Here is a 9,479-nt window from a genome sequence, read left to right on the forward strand (position 1 = left end):
ATGAGTGGAAGCGTCCTTTAAACGAAGTCGATATGCTGACAAATGCCGATAATATGCCGGGCAAATGGCAGCTACTGATCTACTTAGGGCAACAAACCATCCTCTCACAACAAAACCAACCTTCCCCTTAAATGTGCCTTTGCACTTTTGCTAAACTTCATCGTTTCACCATCAATGCTGTGGGTTCCAGAGCATTATTTGTGGTATCATCAATCTATTTTTTTGATGTTTTCTTCTTTTAAGAAGGTACTCCCCCCACAAATCATGTTGTAAAATTTTGTTTCTTAGTTTTCATAACCTACTTTACACTATCAAAGCAATTTTAATAAAACATATTCTTAATAAATAAATCATTAAAATCTTGACTGTTAGAAAGGTTAATGGCTTCTGTTATTTTAAGTACTCTTTCTAATTCATTTTTACAGCTTTTATGCAACAGATATTTTGTAACGCCACCCAGGCAGGTGTTTCCACTAATTATTACCTTATTCATTAGTTCTTTTGGTATTAATCCTATTCTGACTGCATTTTCTAAATCAATATTACTTCCAAAGCCTCCAGCTAAATAGACATTATTTATAGATTCATAACTGACTCCATACTGTTTTGCTAGGCATTCTATACCAGACTTTAATGCTGATTTTGCTAACTGTATTTCCCTTATATCTTTTTGCGTAAGCTTTATGGAAATCCCGTTTTTATCAGTACATATAGCAATTTCTCCATTAGTAAAGCTTTCTGATAATCGTCCTGTAGCATCTATCCATTCATGCTTTAACCCTTCAGCTATAGCATCAATAATGCCCGAGCCACATAATCCTATTGGTTTCTGTTCTCCAATAACCTTGTACTCAAATCTTCCTTCTACTTTATTGAATTTCACAGAAGCTATAGCCCCTGCAACACTTCCTGTTCCACAAGAGATATTACCTCCCTCTAAAGCAGGGCCTGCTGCCGTGGCAGTAGTGATTAGTTGATCTTTATTTCCTATCACAATTTCTCCATTTGTACCTAGATCAATTAACATATTTACCTTGTCTGTATTAAACATTTCATGATGAAGAATACCTGCTACTATATCTGCACCTACATAGGCATCTATCCCAGGAAGTAATGTCACGTTGCAGTCTAAATAAGTGTTTTCAAAAACATAATAAGAAGGATATTCTGTTAAACTTAAGGTTGTTGTGGTAAAAGGAAATTGTCCTAATGCCTCTGTGGAAAGCCCTAGTAAAAGATGAAGCATGGTAGTATTCCCTGCAATAGCAATAGAATAAACAAATCTTTTATCAATACCTGTAGTCACAAGTAAAGCTTCTATTGCTTTTAAAATATCCTTTTTAATACTACTGCTTAATGCTTCTAAATTTCCTGATGCTGCACTTTGAATTCTTGATATTACATCAGCACTATAAATTCTTTGAGAATTTGTACTTGCATAAGTTTTTATAACTTGTCCGTTTTCCAAATCAATGAGATGAAATCCTAAGGTGGTAGTGCCTATATCAATGGCAACACCATAGATTTTAAAGCTTTCTTTATAAAATACATCTAGGATCATTGTATCCCTAATTAGTAGATGTAATGGCTGTCTATCATCTTCATTTGTAGTTTCAATGTAAGTATTTTGTAAAAAAGATAATTGCTTCAGAGCCTTGTAGGAAAATTGATAGGGTTTATCTAATTTAGATTGAATAGCTAAATCAATACTCTTGATGTTTTGCCAATCCACATCCTTTATATCAATAGATCTAGTTTCAAATCCATTATCTATGGTTCTGTCCTCTACCTGAAATCCTGTGATAATAGCAAAATCCTCTTCTAGTGCATCAATAATGATTTCTAAGTCGTTTTCAGGAAAAGCTGAACATGCAAGTCTATAACCTTGCTCTAATTCTTTTTTTGAAAAATATTCTTCATCTCTAGATGTAACTGGTAGTTCCCCTTTAAGAATCTTTATTTTGCATTTTCCACATGTACCCCTACCACCACAGAGAGCAGATATATAGATATTCTTCTCCTGTAACAGATTCAATATGGATTGGTCAGGCATAATTATTAATTCTTGATTATTAGGTTGATTTTTAATAGATAATTTCATTTTATTCTTGTCTCCATAAACAGTTTTTGTTTTGACATTCATAACAAGGATGTTCGCTTTTTATCACTAGAGGTTGATTTGTATATACGCCATACATCCAACTACTAGATTTTTGTGGGTTTAACATATATCCATCGGTAATACTAATATCCAATTGACCTGTTGGATCTATTTTTTGTAAAATCATTTTTTGAAGCTCTATCGGAATATTGTCACCAGGAGATAGCTTCTGTGTTAGATTCACATACTGTTTTTTTGCAATATCATAAATATATTGATCAGCTATCTTTGCTAATTGAAAAAGCATAGTATCTGCCATAGTATTAGCAAGAAATCCTTTTAAATAAAGGTTTTCTTTAAAACAATTATCTATTATATCTGTTATTTCTCGGCCTAGAGTAATTATCACATACATTGATTTCTCACTATGGTCATAGCCCTTAGCAATCTTTTCCTCTAACTTATCACTAAAAGAATAAATAACTTTTGGAAATATCCCTGATCTTATCTCTTTTACTAAAGCATTATAAAGCTCATTGGATTCCTTATAAGCAGGACTATTTTCTTTTAAACTGATTACTTGAAAAACTTTTGCTTTGTTGATTTCAACTTTTATATCTTTTATTACTTCCATCAAATCCACCCGCTTATTTTATGATGATGAGCTTTCAAAATGTTTTCTCATTATTTTCCCACTGGAATTTTCCCCAAAATCATTCTAATTATAATCTCTAATATTTCTTCCAAAATAATTTAGCTCTCCATCTTCTCCATCAAAAACAGCCCCATAGATAGTACTCCCATATTTAAAATGTACTTCATATTTCATTTTCCCTTCTACATTTCTAATGATAAGAATTTCTATTATTTCTCCTTCTTTATTTATTCTCTGAAGGATATCTTCTTCACTCATTGTAGGCAACACAATTTCTTCATCATAAGGATACCTTATTTGAAATTTACTTATTAATCCATGTACCTCTAATCTCACCTCTATTTTTTTTGTTTCATCATATACTTCATCTGTCTTTCCAATGTAGCTATAGGCGATGCTCCTAATTTTATCTTCATCATCATAATCGATTTTTTTATCATACATCCATACATTCTTATCAAACTTTGCTACTATATCATTTGCCATAGCATCTAGTTCTCTTTCAGTATGTCTAATATTAACTGGCACTGTAAAACTAACCGCTTGCACAACTACTTCATTTGTTTTTTTATCATATTCTACTGTATACTCTGTATCTATGTTTATTGAACGAACACCAAAATCTCTTTCTAGGTAAGTTCTAAAAATATATTTGTCTGCATATTTATCCTCTCTATTATTATATTCTAGGGATTCATTTTCTACTAGCTTTGAAAAAACCTCTTCAGAAAAGGCTTTTGCTTTTTTAAAATCTGCTTCTGGAAAATCACCTTTATAGTCTTTCAAAAAGTCATATTGAGAAGTATTTAATAATACCTCAGCGTTTTCTGAATAATCTATATAAATATCTGCTATTTGTTTTTCTAATTCTCTTCTTTTATCAAAATCCCATTCATAGTATAAGACTCCCCATATCTCTTTATATGCCTTTATTAATTCTTCATTATAGTCATATAAAGCCTTCAGATATTCCTTCTGTGATATGCTTAATGTTTTATCTGCTAATATATTTCTAATGATAGTGTTTGCATCTGAATAAATGAATGGATACTCATAAAAGGAATTGGCTTTTTTTATATCAGCAGCTCTATATTTTGAACTGCGAAAGTTAATCAATGCATTTGTGTTGATAAACTCTCTGTCTTTATCAAAATTATAATCATCTAATATCAATATTTTTGTTATAGCCTCATTCAATGATTCCAAAGCAGTTCCAAAAGCTTCAAAATCATTCATCATTCTATTTTCCAGTCGTTTATTAGCAGTAAAGTGGGTTCTTGCATTTAAAAAAATAATGATAATTACTATGTACCCCAGAAATAAACCTATTCTTTTTTTGCCTATCTTTTCCATCATAAATCCCCCTCTTGGTCAAGAAAAACATGTACCTATATTATAATATTGTTAAAGGATAATCACAAGCGTCCTAATCCTATCTTTAAATACTATAATAAAATCAAAAAAAAGACTATTGAGTTAGCAATCTCAATAGTCTAAATTTTCTTTTGCTTTCAAAGATAATGGTCTTAATTGTTAAAACAATAGCAATTCTCGTTGTTTTACGAGGACATGTCCTCTATCTTCTCTGCAGTTGCTGGTTTTGACAACAAGACATATCACCAATCCCCATAACTCTACTATTTTACAGTAGTTTTCAGTAATCTCACAATGGCCTACTGTTCTAGGCTTTTACGAAAGATATCCCTTTTTGAATAGCAGTTAAATTACCTTCAAGCAACTCTGGTTTTTTCTTGGTTAATTCATTCATAGCTTTCTCTACTTTCTCTAAATCAACTAATTTTAGATTTGGTAATAATGCTCCTAGACAAACCATGTTAGCAATACTGGTATTACCTATCTCATTAGCAATATCAGTGGCAGGAATCTCAATAATTTTTATATCATCTCTTACATTATCCAGCTTAGCTAAAGAAGAATTTACTACTAATACCCCTCCTGATTTTATGCGAGGTGCAAATTTATCATAGGCTGGTTTATTTAAAACAATAGCTGCATCAGCATAATCTATAACATGAGAATATATTTCCTCATCGGACAATATTACCGAACAATTGGCTGTCCCTCCACGCATTTCTGGACCATAGGATGGAATCCAACAAAGCTCTAAATCAGCACCCATGCCCGCATAAGCTAAAACCTTTCCTAAAAACATTACCCCTTGACCACCAAATCCTGCAAGGATCACTTTATCCATCATAAGCTTTTTACCTCCTCCGTCACCTTTAATTCACCCATTTCATAGACTGGCATCATGTTTTCTCGCAGCCATTTTAAGCTATCTACAGGTGATAGTCCCCAATTGGTAGGACAGGTTGATAAAACACTTACTAACGCAAATCCCAGGCCAGCTTGCTGAACCTGAAAGGCCTTTTTTATAGCTTTTTTCGCCTGGGCAATATTTTTAGGTGAATCCACTGAAACAGAGGCTACATATACAGCTCCTTCCAGATTGGCAATAAGCTTTGGAAAGTCCATAGGTAGTCCATCAACGCTAACGTTTCTTCCATAAGGACTAGTAGATGTTTTCATTCCTTCTAGGGTAGTAGGAGCCATCTGTCCTCCAGTCATTCCATAGATGGCGTTGTTTACCATAATGGAAGTGATTTTTTCTCCTCTTGCAGCTGCATGAATAGCATGCTGAGTTCCTATGGCTGCAATATCTCCATCTCCTTGGTAGGTAAATACATTTTTGTCAGGCAAAGCTCTTTTTACGCCTATCCCAACTGCCTGTGCTCTACCATGTGGAGCACCTACAAAGTCACAGCTAAAAAAGTCCTGGCAAAATCCTGCACAACCTACAGGAGAAATTCCTATTGTCTCCTCTATGATATCTAGCTCTTCAAGCACCTCAGCAATTAATCTCATGATTGTTCCATGGGTACAGCCTGGGCAAAATGAAAAAGAAACATCTGTCAATCCTTTTGTTCTAGCAAATACTTTTTCCATCACCTACACCTCCTCTACTGCTGATAAGTTAAATCTATCTTCAAGATAGTCCAAAATCTCATGCTCTGTTGGCAGCATACCACCCTGTCTTCGATAAAGCTCAACTGGCATCTTGCATTCCACAGCTAACTTCACATCCTCTATCATCTGCCCAGTATTTAGCTCAACTGTTACTATACCTTTTACTCTATCTTTGTGAGGAACAAATGCCTTTTCAGGGAACGGCCATAGGGTAATTGGACGAATTAAGCCTAGTTTGATCCCTTTCTTACGAGCATTCAAAACAGTGCTTTTGCATATTCTTCCAGTAGTTCCATAGCTTACTAGCAGATATTCTGCATCCTCTGTGTGAAATTCTTCCCATCGCTGTTCTTTTTCTTGTATATCCTTATACTTCGCTTCCCAACGAAGGTTGTTAGCTTCACCGATTTCATTGGTTAGAGAATAACTAGCTACGATGCGTTTTTCTCTGCCCTTACATCCTCCAACAGTCCAGCTTCTATCAATTTCAGGTGCTTTAGGTCTATCCTTTAGCACTACAGGCTCCATTGTTTGACCTAAGAAACCATCTGTTAATATTAATACTGGATTACGATGCTTATCAGCTAAGTCAAATGCCTCCATTGTATAATCATAAAGCTCCTGTGCTTTAGAAGGCGCCAATACGATTAAGCGATAATCACCATGGCCTCCACCTTTTACTGATTGAAAATAATCAGATTGAGCTGGTCCTAATCCACCTAGTCCAGGACCACAACGATTTACATTTACAATTACCATTGGAAGCTCTGCTGCTGCACTAAAGGAAAGTCCTTCCTGCTTCAAACTAATTCCAGGACCTGATGATGCTGTCATAACTCTTGAACCTGTAGTAGCAGCACCATAGCACATGTTTATGGCTCCTATCTCATCCTCTGCCTGTAGTACTGTACCTCCATGTTTAGGAAAATGCTTAGATAGATATTCTACTACCTCTGTAGATGGTGTAATAGGATATCCAAAAAACAATCTACATCCTGAACGAATAGCTGCTTCACCAATGATTTCATTACCCTTTAATAGTACTTTTTCCATTTGTCGTCTCAGCTCCTTCCTATCCTCTATTTATAAACCTCTATTGCTACATCCGGACAAACCGTTGCACATAAAGCACATCCAATACATTTATCTTGATCCTTACAAATCACTGTAAAGTACCCCTTTGCATTGGTTTTATCTCCAATTTCTAAAATCTTTTTGGGACATACCTCTATACAAAGACCACAGCTTTTGCAATACTTTTCTAATATATCAACCTTTGCCACAATAATCCCCCCTTTTGATTTAGTTGCCTTTTGCCAAGCATGCTAACGCTATCGAATTTAGCTTTCCTTCTGCTGTCTCTGCTCTTGATGTCATAACAATTGGATGGGTAGCCCCTAATATCAAGCCTGCCATTTTTGCTTTTGCACAATAGATTAAGGCCTTACCTAGGACATTACCTGTCTCAATCGTTGGTACTAAAAACAAGTCAGCCTTACCAGCAATCTTACTCTTTAGACCTTTATGCTCAGCTGCTTCTTCGCTGATGGCTACATCAAAAGCAATGGGACCTTCTACAGTTGCTTCTGGGAGCAATCCTTCATCACTCATATCAGCTAATGCTTTAGCATCAACAGTAGCCTGCATCTTAGGGTGTACTGCTTCATTGGCAGTTAATACAGCCGCATTTGGTTTTTTTATGCCTATCGCTTGTAAAGCTAAAATAGCATTTGTTAATATATCTTTCTTCTCCTCCAGATTTGGAGCAATATTCATACCCCCATCCGTAATATAAATCAGTCTATCCTGTCCAGGTATTTCAAAGACTGCTAAATGGCTTAATAAACGTCCTGTTCTCAAGCCTACTTCAGGGTCTAGTACAGCCTTGAGAAAATCACTACTATTAACAAGTCCCTTCATTAATACTTGTGCTTCACCTTTTTTAACCAAGGATACTGCAGTTAAAGCGGCCTTAATCGGATCTGCTTCATGTACGATCTTTGTATCCTTTGATAACCCAATTTCTTCTAATAGAGGCTTTATTAGTGTTTCATCTCCAACTAAAACAGCCTTTGCCAAGCCTGCCTCCTTAGCATATCTTATGGCTTCTAGTACATCCTTATCTTGAGCCACTGCAACACTAATAGTTACTGGACCTAAGCTTTTTGCTTTTTCTAAAACTTCCTTATAATTTCGATACATAGAATCCCTCCTTGAAAAATCAGATTTTTACTATCCTTATTTAAACTAGCTAATACTTACTATTAATCTTTTGCTATGCAGTTTAATTGTATATTGCAGCTTTCTCCTGTCCTTGCATAATTCTTAAAGCCCCTAAGGCTAAAGATTCAAGTTCTTCTTCACCTGGCACTACCTCAACAGGAGCAATGAATTTCACTCGTTCTATAATATCTTCTACAATTCTTTTTGAGTAAGCAATACCACCCGTTAAGATGATTCTATCTACCTCACCCATTAATACAGTAGACATAGCACCAATTTCCTTGCCCACTTGATAGGCTAAAGCATCTAGTACGATATCTGCTTCCTTATCCCCATACTTTGCCATTGTTTCTACTTCACGTACATCCATGGTGCCAAAGTAAGAGTAAAGTCCGCCTTTGCTTCCCAGTTTCTCTTTTAACTCTTCATAGGTATACTTTCCAGAAAAGCATAGCTTTACTAGCTGATCTGCAGGAAGTCCCCCACACCGATCTGGAGAAAAGGGTCCTTCTGCTTTAGCATTATTTACATCGATCATTTTTCCTTTTTTATGGGGCGTAACAGAAACCCCTGTGCCTAAATGAACAACTACTAGATTGACTTCTTCATATTTTTTACCCATTTCTTTAGCAACCTTACGAGCAACAGCTTTCATATTTAATGCATGAGATAAGCTAATTCTTTTTAGGTCAGCCAATCCAGAAATTCTTGCCACTGGCTCCATTTCATCAACGGATACAGGATCTACAATAAAAGCAGGTATATCTAATTGACTAGCTAAATTCCATGCCATTACTGCACCTAGATTTGAAGCATGCTCTCCTTGTTCTGCCTTTTCTAAATCCTCAATCATTTTTTTATTTACTTGATAGGTTCCACCTGCCAGAGGCTTTAGCAGCCCTCCTCGGCCAACAATTGCTTGTAACGTATTTATGTTAGTATTTTCATCTTTAAGGGATTGCAACACTAAATCCAAGCGATATTGGTATTGGTCAAATACCCTAGAAAATTCTTGAAGATCTTGAACAGAGTGTTCCACTGTCTTTTTGAATAACAGCTCCATGTCTTGATATACAGCTATTTTCGTTGAGGTTGCACCTGGATTAATCACTAATATCTTATTTTTTGAATCTTTCATGTTGTACTCCCCCTATAATTTTTCGTAGTGTCAAGTTTGACACTCTTTTTTTACTAACTAATCATTATATTTTAAAGGTTTCAAAGTTTTTTTGTATAAAAAAACAATGCCCCCCCATTTCTTGATATAATTGAAGTTCCCAGCTCACAATTAATAAAGAAAGGGTGGTCATTGTGAACTCCATTATATCTTATTTAGTACTATATATTCAATATCTACAAAAAGAACTTTATACACTTTTAATCTTTGTCTCTAGAAACATCCCTTTACGCCAATTGAATTTTGAAGACTCTAATAGTCCTAAGTACCAGAAGTTAAAGATTGATAAGCTCCCTAGAATTCTAAAGTTTCAAATGCAAGATTATCGCTTCCTT

At 35.1% G+C, this 9,479-nt stretch carries 10 protein-coding genes; 1 reads left to right on the plus strand and 9 read right to left on the minus strand.

The features are described 5' to 3' along the window. Nucleotides 1–322: 322 nt before the first annotated feature. From BMX10_RS17460 to buk, 9 genes are all read right to left on the minus strand, one after another. The gene (locus BMX10_RS17460; protein WP_170834887.1) at nucleotides 323–2,101 is read right to left on the minus strand and encodes an ASKHA domain-containing protein; all 1,779 of its coding nucleotides are present in this window, start codon (nucleotides 2,099–2,101) and stop codon (nucleotides 323–325) included. Nucleotide 2,102: 1 nt separating this feature from the next. Further along, nucleotides 2,103–2,735, minus strand: coding sequence for a hypothetical protein (locus BMX10_RS17465; RefSeq protein WP_090447052.1), 633 nt, complete (start codon nucleotides 2,733–2,735; stop codon nucleotides 2,103–2,105). A gap of 84 nt (nucleotides 2,736–2,819) precedes the next feature. Beyond that, the gene (locus BMX10_RS17470; protein ID WP_090447054.1) at nucleotides 2,820–4,109 is read right to left on the minus strand and encodes a hypothetical protein; all 1,290 of its coding nucleotides are present in this window, start codon (nucleotides 4,107–4,109) and stop codon (nucleotides 2,820–2,822) included. Between the two features lie 328 nt (nucleotides 4,110–4,437). Beyond that, a complete protein-coding gene (locus BMX10_RS17475; protein WP_090447057.1) occupies nucleotides 4,438–4,974 on the minus strand; it encodes a 2-oxoacid:acceptor oxidoreductase family protein in 537 nt (178 codons plus the stop codon). After that, a complete protein-coding gene (locus tag BMX10_RS17480; protein ID WP_090447059.1) occupies nucleotides 4,971–5,723 on the minus strand; it encodes a thiamine pyrophosphate-dependent enzyme in 753 nt (250 codons plus the stop codon). Before BMX10_RS17480 ends, BMX10_RS17475 begins: the two co-directional genes overlap by 4 nt. A 3-nt stretch (nucleotides 5,724–5,726) precedes the next feature. Further along, nucleotides 5,727–6,797: a 3-methyl-2-oxobutanoate dehydrogenase subunit VorB gene (vorB, locus tag BMX10_RS17485; RefSeq protein ID WP_090447061.1), complete on the minus strand. Its 1,071-nt coding sequence runs from the start codon at nucleotides 6,795–6,797 to the stop codon at nucleotides 5,727–5,729. Nucleotides 6,798–6,823: 26 nt separating this feature from the next. After that, nucleotides 6,824–7,027 (minus strand): indolepyruvate ferredoxin oxidoreductase subunit alpha, encoded by a 204-nt coding sequence (locus BMX10_RS17490; RefSeq protein WP_090447063.1) that lies wholly within the window; start codon nucleotides 7,025–7,027, stop codon nucleotides 6,824–6,826. Nucleotides 7,028–7,046: 19 nt separating this feature from the next. Then, the gene (locus BMX10_RS17495; protein ID WP_090447065.1) at nucleotides 7,047–7,946 is read right to left on the minus strand and encodes a bifunctional enoyl-CoA hydratase/phosphate acetyltransferase; all 900 of its coding nucleotides are present in this window, start codon (nucleotides 7,944–7,946) and stop codon (nucleotides 7,047–7,049) included. 82 nt (nucleotides 7,947–8,028) lie between these two features. After that, nucleotides 8,029–9,105: a butyrate kinase gene (gene buk, locus BMX10_RS17500; RefSeq protein ID WP_090447067.1), complete on the minus strand. Its 1,077-nt coding sequence runs from the start codon at nucleotides 9,103–9,105 to the stop codon at nucleotides 8,029–8,031. 173 nt (nucleotides 9,106–9,278) lie between these two features. On the opposite strand from buk, the gene BMX10_RS18225 reads away from it, so the two are divergent. Further along, a partial coding sequence (locus tag BMX10_RS18225) for a hypothetical protein (RefSeq protein WP_330387982.1) occupies nucleotides 9,279–9,479 on the plus strand: 201 nt, incomplete at its 3' end.

Origin of the sequence: Natronincola peptidivorans (assembly GCF_900111615.1) — a bacterium.
In the GTDB taxonomy this organism is placed as follows: domain Bacteria; phylum Bacillota; class Clostridia; order Peptostreptococcales; family Natronincolaceae; genus Natronincola_A; species Natronincola_A peptidivorans.

Excerpts from the sequence above, each read along its gene's own strand:
- BMX10_RS17495 (WP_090447065.1), bottom strand. The coding sequence starts at position 7,946 with ATGTATCGAAATTATAAGGAAGTTTTAGAAAAAGCAAAAAGCTTAGGT.
- vorB (WP_090447061.1), bottom strand. The coding sequence starts at position 6,797 with ATGGAAAAAGTACTATTAAAGGGTAATGAAATCATTGGTGAAGCAGCT.
- BMX10_RS17480 (WP_090447059.1), bottom strand. The coding sequence starts at position 5,723 with ATGGAAAAAGTATTTGCTAGAACAAAAGGATTGACAGATGTTTCTTTT.
- BMX10_RS17460 (WP_170834887.1), bottom strand. The coding sequence starts at position 2,101 with ATGAAATTATCTATTAAAAATCAACCTAATAATCAAGAATTAATAATT.
- buk (WP_090447067.1), bottom strand. The coding sequence starts at position 9,105 with ATGAAAGATTCAAAAAATAAGATATTAGTGATTAATCCAGGTGCAACC.
- BMX10_RS17475 (WP_090447057.1), bottom strand. The coding sequence starts at position 4,974 with ATGATGGATAAAGTGATCCTTGCAGGATTTGGTGGTCAAGGGGTAATG.
- BMX10_RS17470 (WP_090447054.1), bottom strand. The coding sequence starts at position 4,109 with ATGGAAAAGATAGGCAAAAAAAGAATAGGTTTATTTCTGGGGTACATA.
- BMX10_RS17465 (WP_090447052.1), bottom strand. The coding sequence starts at position 2,735 with ATGGAAGTAATAAAAGATATAAAAGTTGAAATCAACAAAGCAAAAGTT.